16 protein-coding genes are annotated in these 15,657 nt (G+C 70.1%); 4 read left to right on the top strand and 12 right to left on the bottom strand.

What is annotated here, in order from left to right; translation table 11 throughout:
• Positions 1-16: 16 nt before the first annotated feature.
• Complete coding sequence (locus CVS47_RS06065; protein WP_127095292.1) at positions 17-2,371, bottom strand: 5'-nucleotidase C-terminal domain-containing protein; 2,355 nt, start codon at positions 2,369-2,371, stop codon at positions 17-19.
• A 123-nt stretch (positions 2,372-2,494) separates the two neighbouring features.
• Positions 2,495-2,947: a MarR family winged helix-turn-helix transcriptional regulator gene (locus CVS47_RS06060; protein WP_127095291.1), complete on the bottom strand. Its 453-nt coding sequence runs from the start codon at positions 2,945-2,947 to the stop codon at positions 2,495-2,497.
• 42 nt (positions 2,948-2,989) lie between these two features.
• Here CVS47_RS06060 and CVS47_RS06055 point away from each other — a divergent pair, with 42 nt between their 5' ends.
• Positions 2,990-3,235, top strand: coding sequence for a hypothetical protein (locus CVS47_RS06055; RefSeq protein WP_127095290.1), 246 nt, complete (start codon positions 2,990-2,992; stop codon positions 3,233-3,235).
• Between the two features lie 132 nt (positions 3,236-3,367).
• Here CVS47_RS06055 and uvrB read toward each other — a convergent pair whose 3' ends face one another.
• The 5 genes from uvrB to CVS47_RS06030 all read right to left on the bottom strand — a co-directional run bounded on the left by uvrB (position 3,368) and on the right by CVS47_RS06030 (position 9,243).
• Complete coding sequence (gene uvrB, locus CVS47_RS06050) at positions 3,368-5,449, bottom strand: excinuclease ABC subunit UvrB (protein WP_127095289.1); 2,082 nt, start codon at positions 5,447-5,449, stop codon at positions 3,368-3,370.
• A 97-nt stretch (positions 5,450-5,546) separates the two neighbouring features.
• Positions 5,547-6,161 (bottom strand): dephospho-CoA kinase, encoded by a 615-nt coding sequence (gene coaE, locus CVS47_RS06045; protein WP_127095288.1) that lies wholly within the window; start codon positions 6,159-6,161, stop codon positions 5,547-5,549.
• Positions 6,162-6,235: 74 nt separating this feature from the next.
• A complete protein-coding gene (locus CVS47_RS06040) occupies positions 6,236-6,898 on the bottom strand; it encodes a hypothetical protein (protein WP_127095287.1) in 663 nt (220 codons plus the stop codon).
• 142 nt (positions 6,899-7,040) lie between these two features.
• The gene (gene rpsA / locus CVS47_RS06035) at positions 7,041-8,495 is read right to left on the bottom strand and encodes a 30S ribosomal protein S1 (RefSeq protein WP_127095286.1); all 1,455 of its coding nucleotides are present in this window, start codon (positions 8,493-8,495) and stop codon (positions 7,041-7,043) included.
• 250 nt (positions 8,496-8,745) lie between these two features.
• Positions 8,746-9,243, bottom strand: coding sequence for a DUF427 domain-containing protein (locus CVS47_RS06030; protein ID WP_241240292.1), 498 nt, complete (start codon positions 9,241-9,243; stop codon positions 8,746-8,748).
• Between the two features lie 116 nt (positions 9,244-9,359).
• Between CVS47_RS06030 and CVS47_RS06025 the strand changes: the two genes are divergently transcribed.
• Positions 9,360-10,130: an LON peptidase substrate-binding domain-containing protein gene (locus CVS47_RS06025; RefSeq protein ID WP_127095284.1), complete on the top strand. Its 771-nt coding sequence runs from the start codon at positions 9,360-9,362 to the stop codon at positions 10,128-10,130.
• Between the two features lie 12 nt (positions 10,131-10,142).
• On the opposite strand, the gene CVS47_RS06020 is transcribed toward CVS47_RS06025, so the two are convergent.
• From CVS47_RS06020 to CVS47_RS06005, 4 genes are all read right to left on the bottom strand, one after another.
• Positions 10,143-10,808, bottom strand: coding sequence for an SDR family oxidoreductase (locus CVS47_RS06020; RefSeq protein WP_241240291.1), 666 nt, complete (start codon positions 10,806-10,808; stop codon positions 10,143-10,145).
• An 80-nt stretch (positions 10,809-10,888) separates the two neighbouring features.
• Positions 10,889-11,665: an isocitrate lyase/PEP mutase family protein gene (locus CVS47_RS06015; RefSeq protein ID WP_127095283.1), complete on the bottom strand. Its 777-nt coding sequence runs from the start codon at positions 11,663-11,665 to the stop codon at positions 10,889-10,891.
• A gap of 73 nt (positions 11,666-11,738) precedes the next feature.
• On the bottom strand, positions 11,739-12,128 hold the full coding sequence (locus CVS47_RS06010; RefSeq protein ID WP_127095282.1) for a YchJ family protein: 390 nt from the start codon (positions 12,126-12,128) through the stop codon (positions 11,739-11,741).
• Between the two features lie 22 nt (positions 12,129-12,150).
• Positions 12,151-12,519, bottom strand: coding sequence for a TraR/DksA family transcriptional regulator (locus CVS47_RS06005; RefSeq protein WP_127095281.1), 369 nt, complete (start codon positions 12,517-12,519; stop codon positions 12,151-12,153).
• 70 nt (positions 12,520-12,589) lie between these two features.
• Between CVS47_RS06005 and CVS47_RS06000 the strand changes: the two genes are divergently transcribed.
• Both CVS47_RS06000 and CVS47_RS05995 read left to right on the top strand, forming a co-directional pair.
• Positions 12,590-13,669, top strand: a complete 1,080-nt coding sequence (locus CVS47_RS06000; protein ID WP_127095280.1) for an FUSC family protein — start codon at positions 12,590-12,592, stop codon at positions 13,667-13,669.
• 414 nt (positions 13,670-14,083) lie between these two features.
• Entirely contained in the window at positions 14,084-14,290 is a 207-nt protein-coding gene (locus tag CVS47_RS05995; protein ID WP_127095279.1) for a cold-shock protein, read from the top strand.
• Positions 14,291-14,430: 140 nt separating this feature from the next.
• Here the strand turns inward: CVS47_RS05995 and CVS47_RS05990 are convergent, their stop codons facing one another.
• Positions 14,431-15,501: a fatty acid desaturase family protein gene (locus CVS47_RS05990; protein ID WP_127095278.1), complete on the bottom strand. Its 1,071-nt coding sequence runs from the start codon at positions 15,499-15,501 to the stop codon at positions 14,431-14,433.
• Positions 15,502-15,657 lie beyond the last annotated feature (156 nt).

Genomic DNA, 15,657 nt, shown 5'->3' with positions numbered 1-15,657 from the left:
CGTCAGCGCTGCAGGATCACCAGACGAGCACCGGGAGGGCGGGCCCCCGGCTCGGCTCGAGGGTGTCGCTGCCGCCGTAGGTCGCCGACAGCAGGTGCAGGCCGCGGCTCAGGCCCTTCACGGTGACCTTGACCCTGCCGCGGTCCGCCTCGGTGAGGACGGCCGTGGCGACGACCTTCGACCCGTCGTAGACCGTGACCTCGCCCGTCGGCGTCTCGCCCGAGGCGAAGACCAGCACGGTGTAGGGCAGCGACGAGCCGGCGCGCACGAGCAGCTTGCCGGGGTAGCCGATCGTCACCGTCGGCGAGGTCTCGACCACCGGCTCCTGGTAGACCGTGATCGGGAGCGACACACTCGTGCCCGACGGGGTGGTGATGGTCAGCGGGACCGCACCGGACACGCCGGTCGGCACCGGCACCGTGACCGAGGCGCGACCGGTCAGGTCGTTGGCCACGGTGAGGGTTCGGTCGATCGTCGCGGTGACGGCCGGCGCGTCGCCGATCGTGACGCTCACCGTGCCCGCGGCGGTCTCGGACGTCGTGAAGTCCAGCGACGAGAGGTCGGCCGTGAGCGAGGTGCCGCCGACGTAGCCCTGGGGGCCGGGCGCCGAGAGGGACACGCCGACCGCGCGCTGGGCGAGGTCGGGTGAGACGGTGCCCGCGTCGGCCATGTAGTCGACCATCGACTCGAGGTCGACCTTGCCCGTGTCGGTCTTGGCCGTGCCCGCGGCGAAGGCCGGGAAGTTGTCCCCGCCGGCAGCCAGGAAGCTGTTGACGACGACGCGGTACGAGGCGGTCGGGTCGACGGGCGAGCCGTTCAGCGTCATCGACGTGATCCGCGATCCGGCGGCGGCTGCCGGGTCGAACGTGTACGTCAGCGACTTCGAGACGCCGAGCTTGAGGAACGGCCGGGCGGCGGTCGAGGGCTGCCACTGCTGCTCGAGCGCCTGGCGGATCTGATCGCCCGTCATGGTCACGTTCACCAGGGTGTTGGCGAACGGCTGGACGGCCGCCGCCTCTTTGTACGTCAGTACGCCGTCGGGCGCGAACGTCAGGTTCGCGCGGAGTCCGCCCGGGTTCATGAACGCGACCGCCGTCGAGGCGTCGGTCCGCTGCGCGGACCAGAGCTGCACGTCGGCGACGAAGTTGCCGAGCGTGGATTCTCCGCCGCGGTTCTCGACGTTGGCGGGGTTGCCCTGCGCGTCGGTGCCGGGCTGCAGCGCGCGGTTGAAGTCGGCGGTGATGGTGCCGAGCTGCTTCGCGCCGGGCACGGCGGCGGCGTCGACGGCCTGCTGCACGAGGGCGGCGATCGGTCCGTCCGGGGCGTAGTTCGCGACGGGTGTCGTCGATCCGGCGGGCGTCGTGTACATGTCGAAGGTCGTGTTGGCCATCGAGACGAGGGCGCCGGCCTCGCGGTCGTACGTGATCTTCATGTCGCTGAACTTCTCGCCGTACTGCCCGGACGAGATGACCGGGCGCGTCGCGAGCTGTCCGCCTTCGAAGGGGATCTGGTGGTTGTACGCGAGGTGCGTGTGACCCGAGACGATCGCGTCGATCTTCGGGCTGGCGCCGTTCACGATGCGGCCGAAGGGCGACGCAGGGTCGGTCGCCGACTCGACGGCGGGCGTCGCCGCTCCCTCGTGGACGAGGAGGACGATGACGTCGGCCTCGAGGTTGGCGTCGGGGCCGGCGAGTCCGACTCCCCCGTCGCCGAGGCCCGTGTCGGTGCCGTCGGTGAGCTCGGCCGCGGCGCGGTTGACCTCGGTGGTGACGTCGCGGATGTCGAGGTCGGCGATGCCGGCGGGGTTCACCAGCGAGGGCAGCTCGTTCGTGACGGCGCCGATGAAGCCGACCTTCACGCCGTCGACGTCCTTGACGTAGTAGCTCGGGAGGGCGGGCTGACCCGTGGCGCGGTCGTAGACGTTCGCCCCCAGGTACTCCCACAGGGCGAGCGGCTGCACGCGGCCGACCAGGTCGCTCCACCCGCGGTCGAACTCGTGGTTGCCGACGGAGCTGACGTCGAGCCCCGCGGCGTTGAGGGTCTCGATCGTCGGGGTGTCCTGCTGGATGAACGAGGTGAACGTCGATGCGCCGATCATGTCGCCGGCGGCGGCGAAGATCGTGTTCGGGTTGCTCGCACGGATGCCGTTCACGGCCGTGGCGATGGCCGCGATGCCGCCCGCCGGAGCGGACGCCTCGATCCGTCCGTGGAAGTCGTTGACAGTGACGAGGTCGATGGTCACCGGATCCGCCGCCTGCGCGGCCGGGGCCGCCAGGAGACCGGCGCCGAGGGCCGCGATCGTGGCGACCGCCCCTGCGCCCAGTCGGAGCCCGCGGGATCTGCGGGAGGTGACGGAAGGTCGAGAGTGCATGGATGGCGTCCTCTGTTCGAACCGGAAGGGAGGCGACCGTCTGCACGACGCTGGGCGGAACGGCGCCACGGCGAGCCTATGATGCAGCTGGGAATCGGCCTAGGTTCATGAGAAAGTGCTCATTCAGGATGCCGCGTACGTTCCCGTTCGACGCCCGCTGAACGGCGCGAGGGCATCGCGCAGGTGGCCGAGCGCCTCGGCGTCCGCCCCGACGGCGTCCATGATCTTCTGCGGAACCTGCAGGGCGTCCGTCCGCAAGGCACGCCCCTCGGGCGTCAGGGTGATCTCGAGTACGCGCTCGTCAGCGGGTCGCCGCGCACGCTGAACCCTTCCCTGGGACTCAAGTCTCTTGATCAGCGGCGACAGCGTCGCGGGCTCCATCGCCAGCTCCTCCGCCAACTCGCCGAGCGATCGCGGAGCGCGCTCCCACAGCGCCAGCATGACCAGATACTGCGGGTGCGTGAGACCCAGCGGCTCGAGAACGGGACGGTAGATCGCGACGACGTTCCGCGCGGCCGTCACGATGGCGAAGCAGACCTGGTTGTCGAGCCGGAGCAGATCGTCGGGCGAATCCATGACCCCATCCTAATGGCACGAATGTTTAGTACACTAAGAGTCATGGCCACCCCCGATGGATCCGACGTCCCGCGCCCCCGATTGCGTGAGCGGGTGCGCGCCGCCGGCGGGTGGTACCTCTGGCTCAACACCAAGCTCGTGCGCGCTGCGGGTCCCGCGTCGGTCGGCCCCTACGAGACGACCCCGGAGCCTGTTCGGACCGAGCGGCCGTGCCCCCTGTGCGGCGCGCCCATGTCGGCGCACACGTTCGACCGCAGCGGGCCCAAGCCACTCATGCACTGCCCCTGAGCACGTCCCCACGAGCAGATGCGCCTTCGGGCTCTCCCAGGCGCGATCACCCGCTGCCCGCCGAGCTTCATTGCGGAATCGGACGCAGGCTTCTCCGACGCGCGACGCGACGAACCCGCCCGCGCGCCCAGGTCAGGCGTGTCCCGCGCGCTCCATGGCGCGCAGCTCCTTCTTCATGTCCTGCACCTCGTCGCGCAGACGACCGGCCAGCTCGAACTTCAGCTCGGATGCCGCAGCCAGCATCTGGTTCGTCAGATCCTCGATCGTGGACTCCAGCTGGTTCGCGCCCTCGGCGGCGATGCCCTCGCGGCGCAGACGCGGTGTGGGCGATTTGCCCTTGCCCGTGGCGCCCGCGCGGCCCTTCCGATCGGACATCATCGCCGCGGTGTCGGCGCCTTCGCGCGCCAGGGCGTCGGTGATGTCGGCGATCTTCTTGCGCAGCGGCTGCGGATCGATCCCGTTCTCCATGTTGTACGTGATCTGCTTGTCGCGACGTCGGTCGGTCTCGTCGATCGCCTTGCGCATGGAGTCGGTCATGTTGTCCGCGTACATGTGGACCTCGCCGGACACGTTGCGCGCTGCGCGGCCGATGGTCTGGATGAGCGACGTACCCGATCGGAGGAAGCCCTCCTTGTCGGCGTCGAGGATGGCGACCAGCGACACCTCGGGGAGGTCGAGGCCCTCGCGGAGCAGGTTGATGCCCACGAGGACGTCGTAGACGCCGCCGCGCAGCTCGGTCAGGAGCTCGACGCGGCGGAGCGTGTCGACGTCGGAGTGGAGGTAGCGCACGCGCACCCCGTGCTCGCCGAGGAAGTCGGTGAGCTCCTCCGCCATCTTCTTGGTGAGCGTCGTCACCAGCACGCGCTCATCCCGCTCGACCCGCAGCCGGATCTGCTCGAGCAGGTCGTCGATCTGGCCCTTCGACGGCTTCACGATGATCTGCGGGTCGACGAGCCCCGTGGGGCGGATGATCTGCTCGACGACGCCGTCGGCGATGCCCATCTCATAGCGACCCGGCGTGGCCGACAGGTAGACGGTCTGACCGACGCGCTCCTTGAACTCGTCCCACCGCAGCGGGCGGTTGTCCATGGCGCTCGGAAGCCGGAATCCGTGCTCGACCAGCGTGCGCTTGCGCGACGCGTCGCCCTCGTACATCGCGCCGATCTGCGGCACCGTGGCGTGCGACTCGTCGATCACCATCAGGAAGTCATCGGGGAAGAAGTCGAGCAGCGTGTGCGGAGGATCGCCCGCCAGCCGACCGTCGAGGTGACGCGAGTAGTTCTCGATACCGGAGCAGAAGCCGAGCTGCTGCAGCATCTCGAGGTCGAACGTGGTGCGCATCCGCAGGCGCTGAGCCTCGAGCAGCTTGTTCTGCGACTCGAGCTCCTTGAGTCGCTCCTCGAGCTCGTGCTCGATGGTGCCGATAGCCCGCTGCACCGTCTCCGTGCCGGCGGCGTAATGGGTCGCCGGGAAGATCGGCACCGAATCCATCTTCTGCACCACGTCGCCCGTGAGCGGGTGGAGCATGTACAGACCCTCGATCTCGTCACCGAACATCTCGATGCGGATCGCGTACTCCTCGTAGACGGGGATGATCTCGATCGTGTCGCCGCGCACCCGGAAGTTTCCTCGCGAGAAGTCGACGTCGTTGCGGTTGTACTGCATCGAGATGAATTTGCGGATCAGCGCGTCGCGGTCGTACTGCTCCCCCACCTGCAGGGCCACCATCGCCCGCAGGTACTCCTCGGGCGAACCGAGGCCGTAGATGCAGGAGACGGTCGAGACGACGATGACGTCACGACGCGAGAGGAGCGAGTTCGTGGTCGAGTGGCGCAGGCGCTCGACCTCGGCGTTGACGGAGGAGTCCTTCTCGATGAAGGTGTCGGTCTGCGGGACGTAGGCCTCGGGCTGGTAGTAGTCGTAGTACGAGACGAAGTACTCGACCGCGTTGTTCGGCATGAGGTCGCGGAACTCGTTGGCCAACTGCGCCGCCAGCGTCTTGTTGTGGGCGAGCACGAGGGTCGGCCGCTGCACCTGCTCGACCAGCCAGGCGGTCGTGGCGGACTTTCCCGTTCCCGTCGCGCCGAGCAGCACGACATCGGTCTCTCCGGCGTTGATGCGCGCGGCGAGATCGGCGATCGCCGCCGGCTGATCGCCGGAGGGCTGGTACTCGCTGATGACCTCGAACGGCCGGACGGAACGTGTCGCCTGCATTGTTCCAGGGTACGGCGACCCTCCGACATCGGGACGGGCGTTCGCCGTGCGCGGAGGACGGCGAGATCCGGATGCCGGAGCGCCGCGCCGCAGGCCCTCAGGCGCGCGCGGCGAGGAGCCGCGGCATCCTCTCCCACAGCTCGTCGACCTGGCGGAGGGTGTCCGCCATCGTTCCCGCCGTGTCGATGACGACATCCGCCAGCGCGAGCCGGTCGGCATCGGTGGCCTGCGAGGCCACGCGAGCGCGGGCCTGCGCCTCCGTCATGCCGCGCTCGGAGACGAGTCGCCCGACGCGGACCTCGGCGGGAGCGTGGGCGACGACGACGAGCTCCCAGGGGTCGTGGGCACGCGACTCCGCCAGGAGCGGCACGTCGTAGACGACGACGCCGTCCGGGTCCGCCTCCGCGGCGACGGCGAACCGTCGCGTCGACTCCTCGCGCACCGCGGGGTGCACGATCGCGTTGAGCCGTGCCAGCTTGTCGGGGTTGCCGAAGACGAGGCCTCCGAGGGCCGCCCGGTCGAGTGATCCGCCCGCCTGGATGACCTCATCGCCGAACTCGGCCGCGATCCTCCCCAGCACGGGTGACCCGGGGGCCTGCACGTCGCGCACGATCTGATCGGCGTCCACGATGACGGCTCCGTGCTCGGCGAGCCGCCGCGCGATGGTCGACTTGCCCGACGCGATGCCGCCGGTGAGAGCGATCAGAGACATGAAACGAGCATCCCACGCGCCGGACCCGTCGAGTGACGGATGCCGCGGCCACCGCCGCCCGACTTCGGCGGCCGTCAGAAGCCGCCGAAGTCGCCGCCTCCGAAGTCGCCGCCGCCGAAGTCACCGCCGAATCCGCCGCCGACGTCACCCCCGAAGCTTCCGTCGACGGCGCCCGAGTCGGCACCGGCGGCGTCAGCGGAACCTCCGTCGCCCGAGCCCCCGTCGCCGGAACCTCCGTCGCCGGAGCCTCCGTCGCCGTACCCGCCGTCGGCGAAGGCCGGCGCCATGAAGGCGCTCACGAGGGCCGAGCCGATGACGTAGCCCGCCACCGTGCCGAGGAGGGACGAGCCGATCATCGCGCCCATCCCTGGTCCGCGCTGCCCGCCTGCGCCCCCACCGAGCGTGCGCTCCATGAACCCGGGCGACCGGTACTCCGCACGGGTCGCCGCACGCGCCATGGCCTGCGGGTCGGTCGACCGCGGCTGCTCCGCGGGATCGAGCCCCGCCGAGAGCTCGGCGAGCACCTGCTGGCGTTGCGGCTCCGTGAGCTGCGCGAACGCCTCGGCGTGCACCTGCTCGATGGTCTCCGGCGGTGCCGTGCGCAGCAGGTAGCGGTAGCGCTCGATCGCGCGCTCGTCCTCGCTCTGCGCCCCCTCACCGGGGGCGGCGCCGCGACCCGGCTGCGGCGCCGGCCGCGCGGTGTCGTCGTTGCCCATCAGGCGGTCCCAGAATCCCATGGTCTCCTCCGTCGTTTCGGACTGCTCACCGTAGGGCGCGTCTCTCCGAGGATGCTGTGACCGCGGCATCCGGAAACGGCACAGGGCCGGGATCCCGAAGGATCCCGGCCCTGTGAGCGATCGACCGGAGTCGATCAGCGGATCAACGACCCGAGAGCTTCTCGCGCAGAGCGGCGAGGGCGGCGTCATCGGCGAGCGTTCCGCCGCCGTTGACGTCGGAGGCGAACGACGAGGACGCGCTGGACGTCTCGGTCGGGGCGTTGGCCTCGGCCTCGAGCGCCTTGGCGACGGCGGCCTTGTGCGCCTCCCAGCGACCCTGGGCAGCGGCGTACTCCTGCTCCCACTTCTCGCGGGCCTCGTCCGAGCCTTCCTTCCAGGCGTTGGTCTCGGGGTCGAATCCCTCGGGGTACTTGTACTCCCCGTTCTCGTCGTACTCCGTGACCATGCCGTAGAGGGCGGGGTCGAACTCGGTGCCGTTGGGGTCGACCGACTCGTTGGCCTGCTTGAGCGACAGCGAGATGCGGCGACGCTCGAGGTCGATGTCGATGATCTTGACGAAGACCTCTTCGCCGACCGACACGACCTGCTCGGCGAGCTCGACGTGCTTGCCGGAGAGCTCCGAGATGTGCACGAGTCCCTCGATGCCGTCCGCCACGCGCACGAAGGCGCCGAACGGGACGAGCTTGGTGACCTTGCCCGGCGCGACCTGGCCGATGGCGTGGGTGCGGGCGAAGACCTGCCACGGGTCTTCCTGCGTCGCCTTCAGCGACAGGGAGACACGCTCGCGGTCGAGGTCGACCTCGAGGATCTCGACGGTGACCTCCTGGCCCACCTCGACGACCTCGGAGGCGTGCTCGATGTGCTTCCACGAGAGCTCGGAGACGTGCACGAGGCCGTCCACGCCGCCCAGGTCGACGAACGCGCCGAAGTTGACGATCGAGGACACCGTGCCCTTGCGGACCTGGCCCTTGTGCAGGTTGTTGAGGAACGTGGTGCGCGACTCGGACTGCGTCTGCTCGAGCAGGGCGCGGCGCGACAGGACCACGTTGTTGCGGTTCTTGTCGAGCTCGAGGATCTTGGCCTCGATCTCCTGACCCAGGTAGGGGGTCAGGTCGCGGACGCGACGCAGCTCGATGAGCGACGCCGGGAGGAAGCCGCGGAGTCCGATGTCGACGATGAGGCCACCCTTGACGACCTCGATGACCGAACCGGTGACGACGCCGTCGTTCTCCTTGATCTTCTCCACATCGCCCCAGGCGCGCTCGTACTGAGCCCGCTTCTTGGACAGGATGAGGCGGCCTTCCTTGTCCTCCTTCTGGAGGACCAGGGCCTCGACCGCGTCGCCGACCTTGACGACCTCGTTCGGGTCGACGTCGTGCTTGATCGAAAGCTCGCGCGAGGGGATGACGCCCTCGGTCTTGTAGCCCACGTCGAGGAGGACCTCGTCGCGGTCGATCTTCACGACGGTGCCTTCGATGAGGTCTCCGTCGTTGAAGAACTTGAGTGTCTTCTCGACCGCGGCCAGGAAGTCCTCAGCAGATCCGATGTCGTTGATGGCGACCTGCTTGGTGGCCGGGGCGGTCGTTGCGATAGTCATGTAGTGGGTTGTCCTTGTTGGGTTGGGGTCTCAGGCCACGGATGCCGCGCCGCATCTCCGATCCCCGCACGGTCTCAGACCGCGGCGGCGCCCGGAAGGACCGGACTGTGGGGAAGGTGGACGCAGCGCCACGCCGAGGCGAAGCGGGTTGTCTGTGGTGCGATGTCCGAGTCCGTGACCGACGAGGGTCACGTGGTGGACACTTCAGGATATCAGAACGCCGCTCCGGACTCGGTTGTTCCCGGCATCCTCACCAGCCCGACGATCCCGGCCCGCCCTTGAACGGTCCGGCGACCTCGTGCGTGATCCATCCGCCGTAGAAGCCTCCCGGCTGCGGGATGACCGTCTCGCCGTCGATGGTGACGGCGTCCATCGGCCCGGCGTACAGCGCGACCCGTCCGTCGAGCAGCCCATATCCCCGTGCCGGCTCCGGGTAGGTCCATCCGACGCCGTCCGCCCTCCGGCCGCCGGCGACGAGGTCGAAGTAGGCGGCGCGCCCCTTGAACTCGCACCACGAGGAGCCTGCCGCCTCGACGAGCGACTCGGGCGCGAAGTCGGAGATCTTCAGGTAGTACACCGGCGGGTGGCTGGTCTCGCGCACCCGGACGACGTCTCGGGTGTCGACGACGGTCACACCGCCGAAGACGACGACGACGCGTCGGTCGACGCGGTCGACGGCCGGCGGACGGGGGTAGTCCCAGACGGATTCCTGACCGGGGGCGAGCGGCGCGGGCGAGGGTCTCTTCACCTCTCCATTGTCGACCGGCCGCACCGCCTCGGGGCCGCGGACGACCGGCCGTCGCGGAATACTCGACATCGAAGCGAATCGGACCCTGTGACGCGGATCTCCTCCAGACTGGGTCCATGGATGCCGCCACCGCGATGTTCCCGCTGGGCTCGGTGCTGTTCCCCTACATGCCCCTGCCGCTGCGCATCTTCGAAGAGCGTTACCGGATCATGCTCGGCACGGTGCTGGACGACGCGGAGCCGGCTTTCGGCGTCGTCCTGATCGAGCGCGGCTTCGAGGCGGGCGGCGGCGATCACCGCTTCGGCATCGGCACGTTCGCGCGGCTCACGCACGTCGCGGCGGGCGCGACGGATGTGCACGTCGTGGCCCGCGGCGCCGAGCGGTTCGAGGTCGAGGAGTGGCTGCCCGACGACCCGTATCCGCGGGCGAAGGTGCGGCCCGTGCCCGATCTGACCTGGAACGAGGCGCTGACGCCCCTGCGGGCCGAGGCGGAGCGCACGGTGCGCCGAGTACTCGCCCGCGCCGCCGAGTACTCGGAGACGTCGTGGCCCGCCGACGTGGAGCTCTCCGAGGATCCCGTCGAGTCGAGCTGGCAGCTCGCCGCCATCGCCCCTCTCGGCGACCTCGACCAGCTGCGGCTGCTGCGCTCCCCCACCATGGGCGGTCTGCTGGCAGGCCTCATCGACCTCACCCTCGCGGCGGAGCCGGTGCTCACCGCCGGGAGCGCCGACCGGTCCTTCGAGGAGGAGCTCGACGCGCTGAGTCGAGCCGTCGCCGCCGAGACGCGTGCGGAGCCGGCCGACGCCGACGAGGAGCAGGGCGACGCCGTGCGGGACGACGAGACGGGCGACGAGCCCGGGGACGACACGACGCCCCCGCGGCCCTGACGCCCGTTCGGTTCAGCTCCTGATCGCGTCCGCGATGACGGTGTCGCCGCTGTTGAACGAGATGACGCGGCGGATGCTGGAGGCATCGGCCAGCACCGCGGCGATGACGGCGGCCACGTCTCCGCGGGGCACCGAGCCGGCCTTTTCGGCGGATGCGTCGATGCGCCCCGTCGGCGGGTCGAGGGTGAGGGCGCTGGGACGGAGCACCGTCCAGCCCAGACCGCTCGCCTGCAGGTGCTCGTCCGCCTGCGTCTTCGCCTCCGCGTAGGCGAAGAAGTCGTCGTCCTCGGGAACCCCGTGATCGGGCCCGGCACCGAAGTACGAGACCATGACGAAGCGGCCGACTCCGGCATCCTGGGCGGCATCCATCGCCCGGATCGCGGCGTCGCGGTCGACGGCGTACGTCCGCTCGGGCGACCCCCCACCGGCACCCGCGGTCCAGACGACCGCGTCGTTCCCGCTGAGGAGATTCGTCAGCTGCTCGAGGTCGAGCGACTCGACGTCGGCGACGACGGCCTGAGCGCCGGTCTCTTCGACGTCGGCGCGGTGCTCCGGATTGCGGATGACGGCGGTCACCGTCTCGCCGCGGTCGGCCAGGAGCGGTTCGAGGAGGAGGGCGACCTTGCCGTGGCCGCCGATGATGAGGGTGCGAGGGGACATGCGATCTTCGTCAGTCATGAGACGAGTCTGCGTGATCCCGCCCCCCGTCACCACGGGGTTGCGCCCGGCCGGCGGATCGCACGGCCGGGCGCACCGTGTCAGTTGAGCGGGCGCGTGGAGGCCGGGATCACACCGTCGGCGTAGAGATCGGTGGCCAGATCCTGCAGCGCCGTCAGCGCCACACGCTGGGTCATGGGCCCATAGGAGATGCGCGCGACGCCCAGCGCCTCGTACTCCGCGGCGGTGAGCGCGCCGGGCAGCCCGATGACGCTGACCTTGCGATGGCCGATGCCCTCGACGAGCTGCCGCGTCACATCGGCGTCGAGGACGCCGGGCACGAAGACCAGATCAGCGCCGGCGTCGAGGTATGCGCGTCCGCGCTCGATCGCGTCGGCGACGGACTCGGCCGCGGGGCGGTCGCCGCCGCGGACGAAGGCGTCGGTGCGGGCGTTGAGCACGAACGGGACGCCCTCGGCCTCGCCGGCACGCACGATGGCCTCCACGGCCGCGACGGCCTCGGAGAGCGGCTTCAGCCGGTCTTCGACGTTCGCTCCCACCGAGCCCGCTCCGATGGCGCGGCGGGTGGTCTCGCCGGCGTCGCCGAACCCGGCATCCAGGTCGGTGGACACGGGAAGGTCCGTCACGGCGGTGATGCGCTGGATCGCGGCGATCATGAGGTCGAGGGGGATCTGCTCGCCGTCGGCGTAGCCGTGGCTCGCGGCGATCGAGTGTCCGGCGGTGGCGAGCGCCTTCGTGCCGGGCAGCGCGGCGACGGCCGAGGCCGAGACGGCGTCCCAGACGTTCACGACGCGAAGGATCTCCGGGGCGGCGTGCAGAGCGGCGAGGGTCTGTGCTTTCTCCTGCTGAGTGGTCATGCTCCGACGCTAGCGCGGCCGGCACTCCGGATGCCCTCAGGGTGCCTGCGCTTGCGCGGGCGGGCTGTCTGGACTAGTCCACGACGCCGTCGAGGTACCACCAGCGGCCGCTCTGGAACACGAACCGGCTGCGCTCGTGCAGCACGCCGCTCTTCGCGCCGTCGCGCCAGCGCGCACGGAACTCCACCCTCCCCCGGCGGTCGCCGGAGCCGCCCTCGGCCGACAGGATCTCGAGGCCCTGCCAGCGCGTCCCGTCGTCCACGTCCAGCACGTCCGGGCGCGTTCCGGGATGCCAGGTGTCGCGCAGATACGCGCTGTCGCCGCGGACGAAGGCGGAATACCGGCTGCGCATCAGCGCCTCGGCCGTCGCGGGCGGCTCCCCGCGATGGGCGGGGGCGCAGCATCCGTCATAGGCGATGCCGCTTCCGCACGGACACAGTCCGCCGTCTCGCGCCTTCGTCACGCGACGACCTCCCGCGACCTCGTCATCGCCCGGCCCCCTCAGCGCAGGCGACGCAGCGTCGAGCCGCGGGACGGACGGCGAGACGGGCGGGAGGGATGCTGCGCCCGCACCCCTCGCAGACGCCGTAGGTGCCGGCGGCGAGACGCGCCTCGGCAGCCTCCAGGTCGGCGAGCTCGCTGAGGGTGTCGGCCCGCTGCCCCTCCGCGCGCGACCACTCGGCCGCCAGCGTCGGACCCTCCGGGTCGTGCTCGTCATCGGCGACCGTGTCGGCCCGGGCTGCACGGATGTCGCCGAGGCGCTCGCCGGTGATGCCGAGCTCCGCTTCGAGGGCGCGTCGGCGGTCTGCCAGCGCGCGGGCGATCTCGTCCGTCGCATCCCGGGAGTCCGCCATGACACCAGTGTGCGTCAGCCCGGCGACATCGCGTCGCCGGGCTCGCTCCCCCAGGCCTACCGTGGGAGGCATGCGCATCCCCGTCTCCCTCCGCGCACCCCAGCGGACGCCGTTCCTGCTCGTGGCGAAGTCGGGGCTGGCCGCGGTCGCCGCCTGGCTCGTCGCCGGGTGGGCGGTGCAGGGACCGCCGCCGGTCTTCGCGGCGATCGCGGCGCTCCTGGTGGTGCAGCCGAGCCTCAACCAGTCCTTCGGCAAGGCGATCGAGCGCAGCGTCGGCGTCATCATCGGCGTGCTCATCGCCACCCTCCTGGGCGTGTTCCTCGGCGGCGGCACGCCGATCGTCCTCCTGGCGATCGTCTCCGCGCTGCTCATCGCCTGGGCGCTGCGGATGACCTCGGGCACGACGAACCAGGTCGCCATCAGCGCGATGCTCGTGCTGGCGCTCGCGGCCGCCACCCCCGGATACGCCGTGGACCGCATCCTGGAGACGGTGATCGGCGCCGTCATCGGCATCCTCGTGAACATCGCGCTCGTACCGCCCGTCGCGATGCGGCCCGCGCGCGAGGCCGTCGACCGTCTGCTCGAGGAGATCGCGTCGTCGCTCGAGCGACTCGCGGATGCGCTCGACACCGCCCGAACGCCGGCCGAGCTGCAGGGACTCCTCATCGAGGCGCGGCTCATGCGTCCGATGCGGGATGCCGCGGAGGCGGCCATCGCGACGAGCGAAGAGTCGCTGGCACTCAACCCCCGCGGCCGCGGGCACCGCCAGGAGCTCGCCGACCTCGCCGCGCTGCTGGACCGATTCGGACCGATCGTGACGCAGGTCATCGGGATGACGCGGGCGGTCGCCGACCTGTACGACGACGGCATCAGCGAGGAGCCGGCCGTGCGCGCCATCGCCGAACAGCTCCGGCGGGCGGCGCACGATGCGCGGCGCGAGCTCTCGCGGACGCTGCCGCGCGAGGAGCCCGTCGTTCCGGCCGACGAGCCTGCGGCACTGACCGCGCCCCTCAACGTGTCCGCGCCGTCGCGCCGCCACTGGATGCTCGTCGGCTCGCTGCTCGTGGACCTGCGCCGCGTGCACGAGGCGCTGGGCGAGCAGGAGGAGCCTCCCGCGACCACCGGGGTGCGCAGCATCCGTCGCCGGTGATTCTCGGCCCCCGTGACAGCGTCGCCACGGTGAACGGAGGATGACGCTTCATGTCGCGGGTGGTCCGCGCGCGGCAGACCCGTGTAGGCTGAATCGTGATCCACAGGTCGGGTCAGCGTTCGCGCTTCTGGATCTGTGATGCCGACCTCGGCCGCGATCATCCCGTAGACGGCTCAGCCGCCTGAGAAGAACCCTCCGGAAGCCCTCGGCCCGGAGCGAGAGTAGAACGATCCCGACTTCCCGAACGCCTCTCTTGGCGTCCTGCCCGCCCTTTCGCGCGGGCCCCACGTCTACCGCCGCTGCGGTGACGTCCCTCCTCTTCGGCCTTTCGCCGATCCCCTGTCCACACCTTGCACGGCGTGGTCATCTGGGCACCGCATAAGCCGTGCCGAACACCTGAAGAAAGAAGACATCATGGCAACTGGAACCGTCAAGTGGTTCAACTCCGAAAAGGGCTACGGCTTCATCGCCCCGTCCGACGGCACCCCCGACGTGTTCGCGCACTACAGCGCGATCGCCTCGACCGGTGGCTTCCGCAACCTGGAGGAGAACCAGCAGGTCGAGTTCGACGTGGCACAGGGCCCCAAGGGCCTGCAGGCGGAGAACATCCGTCCGCTCTGAACCACCTCGTCTTGAGCCTCGCGCTCTGAACGACAAGAGGTCGTCCCGCATCAGCGGGGCGACCTCTTGCTTCGTCTCCGGATGAAGACGAGAGAAGCGCCGGCGCACATGATGTGCGCCGGCGCTTCTGTCGTGTTGTCTCAGACCTTACGGAAGCGCTCGACGATGTAGCAGTCGAACGGGTCGCGCGCGGCCAGGCCGACGCGGTTCAGGTACTCGATGACGATGCGGTACGACTGCAGCACGGTCGTCTCGGTGTACGGCACGCCCAGGGTCGCGCAGTGCTCACGCACGATCTCGCTCGCGCGGGCCAGGTGCGGCCGCGGCATGTTCGGGAACAGGTGGTGCTCGACCTGGTAGTTCAGGCCGCCCATGAGGATGGTCGCCCACCATCCGCCGCTGATGTTGCGGGAGGTGCGCACCTGCTTGGTGAAGAAGTCGAGCTTCGCGCCGGCGTCGATGACGGGCATGCCCTTGTGGTTGGGGGCGAACGAGGCGCCCATGTAGACGCCGAAGACGGCGAGCATGACGCCGATGAAGGCGAACGCCATTCCGAGCGGCAGCAGGAGGAACACAGGCACCAGGATGACGGCGAAGTGCACGGCGATGAGCGACAGCTCCGTCCAGCGGCCCTTGACGGGTCCGCGGCTCATGAGGTGCTTGATGCCCAGGAAGTGCAGGTTCAGGCCCTCGAGCGTGAGCAGCGGGAAGAACAGCCAGCCCTGACGGCGGACGATGAACCCCATGAGGAGCGGCGTCTTCGCGGCATCCTCCTCGAGGAAGCGGATCGTGTCGACCTCGATGTCGGGATCCTTGCCGACCCGGTTCGGGTTGGCGTGGTGGCGGGTGTGCTTCGAGTTCCACCAGCCGAGGCTGATTCCCACGACGCCGGCGGCGAGGAAGCGTCCGAGCTTCTCGTTCGCGGGACCGGAGGCGAGGATCTGCTTGTGCGCCGCCTCGTGGGCCAGGAACGCGGCCTGCGTGAACAGGATGCCCAGCGCCGCGGCGATGAGCAGCTGGAACCAGCTGTCGCCCAGCAGGATGAAGCCGGTGACGGCCCCACCGAACGCGAGGGCCAGCACGCCGCCGACGATCGCGTAGAAGCCCTGGCGACGACCGAGGAGGCCGGTCTCCCGCACGAGTTGCGACACCTCGGTGTACGCGTGGGTCAGGTGCGGGAAGGTGTCATTCCCCGCGCGGGTGGAGCGCACGGGTCCGAGACGGGCGTCAGGGTAGGTGACAGCAGCGACAGAAGCGATGGGGTACCCGATCGGTTGGCAAACTCGCGGTGCAAGTCCGGAGATGGAAGCCAACGGCGAGTGCCGATCGCTGATGGCCCAGACTACGTGTGGTCGTATGCCGTGGGC

This window comes from Microbacterium lemovicicum (assembly GCF_003991875.1).
Taxonomy (GTDB): Bacteria; Actinomycetota; Actinomycetes; order Actinomycetales; family Microbacteriaceae; genus Microbacterium; species Microbacterium lemovicicum.
Note: the sequence above shows the minus strand (reverse complement) of the source record. Positions and strands in the feature narration are given on the sequence as shown.

Bases quoted from the DNA above. Each gene is read 5' to 3' on its own strand.
- CVS47_RS06065 (WP_127095292.1), bottom strand. From the start codon at position 2,371: ATGCACTCTCGACCTTCCGTCACCTCCCGCAGATCCCGCGGGCTCCGA.
- CVS47_RS06060 (WP_127095291.1), bottom strand. From the start codon at position 2,947: ATGGATTCGCCCGACGATCTGCTCCGGCTCGACAACCAGGTCTGCTTC.
- CVS47_RS06055 (WP_127095290.1), top strand. From the start codon at position 2,990: ATGGCCACCCCCGATGGATCCGACGTCCCGCGCCCCCGATTGCGTGAG.
- uvrB (WP_127095289.1), bottom strand. From the start codon at position 5,449: ATGCAGGCGACACGTTCCGTCCGGCCGTTCGAGGTCATCAGCGAGTAC.
- coaE (WP_127095288.1), bottom strand. From the start codon at position 6,161: ATGTCTCTGATCGCTCTCACCGGCGGCATCGCGTCGGGCAAGTCGACC.
- CVS47_RS06040 (WP_127095287.1), bottom strand. From the start codon at position 6,898: ATGGGATTCTGGGACCGCCTGATGGGCAACGACGACACCGCGCGGCCG.
- rpsA (WP_127095286.1), bottom strand. From the start codon at position 8,495: ATGACTATCGCAACGACCGCCCCGGCCACCAAGCAGGTCGCCATCAAC.
- CVS47_RS06025 (WP_127095284.1), top strand. From the start codon at position 9,360: ATGGATGCCGCCACCGCGATGTTCCCGCTGGGCTCGGTGCTGTTCCCC.
- CVS47_RS06020 (WP_241240291.1), bottom strand. From the start codon at position 10,808: ATGACTGACGAAGATCGCATGTCCCCTCGCACCCTCATCATCGGCGGC.
- CVS47_RS06015 (WP_127095283.1), bottom strand. From the start codon at position 11,665: ATGACCACTCAGCAGGAGAAAGCACAGACCCTCGCCGCTCTGCACGCC.
- CVS47_RS06005 (WP_127095281.1), bottom strand. From the start codon at position 12,519: ATGGCGGACTCCCGGGATGCGACGGACGAGATCGCCCGCGCGCTGGCA.
- CVS47_RS06000 (WP_127095280.1), top strand. From the start codon at position 12,590: ATGCGCATCCCCGTCTCCCTCCGCGCACCCCAGCGGACGCCGTTCCTG.
- CVS47_RS05995 (WP_127095279.1), top strand. From the start codon at position 14,084: ATGGCAACTGGAACCGTCAAGTGGTTCAACTCCGAAAAGGGCTACGGC.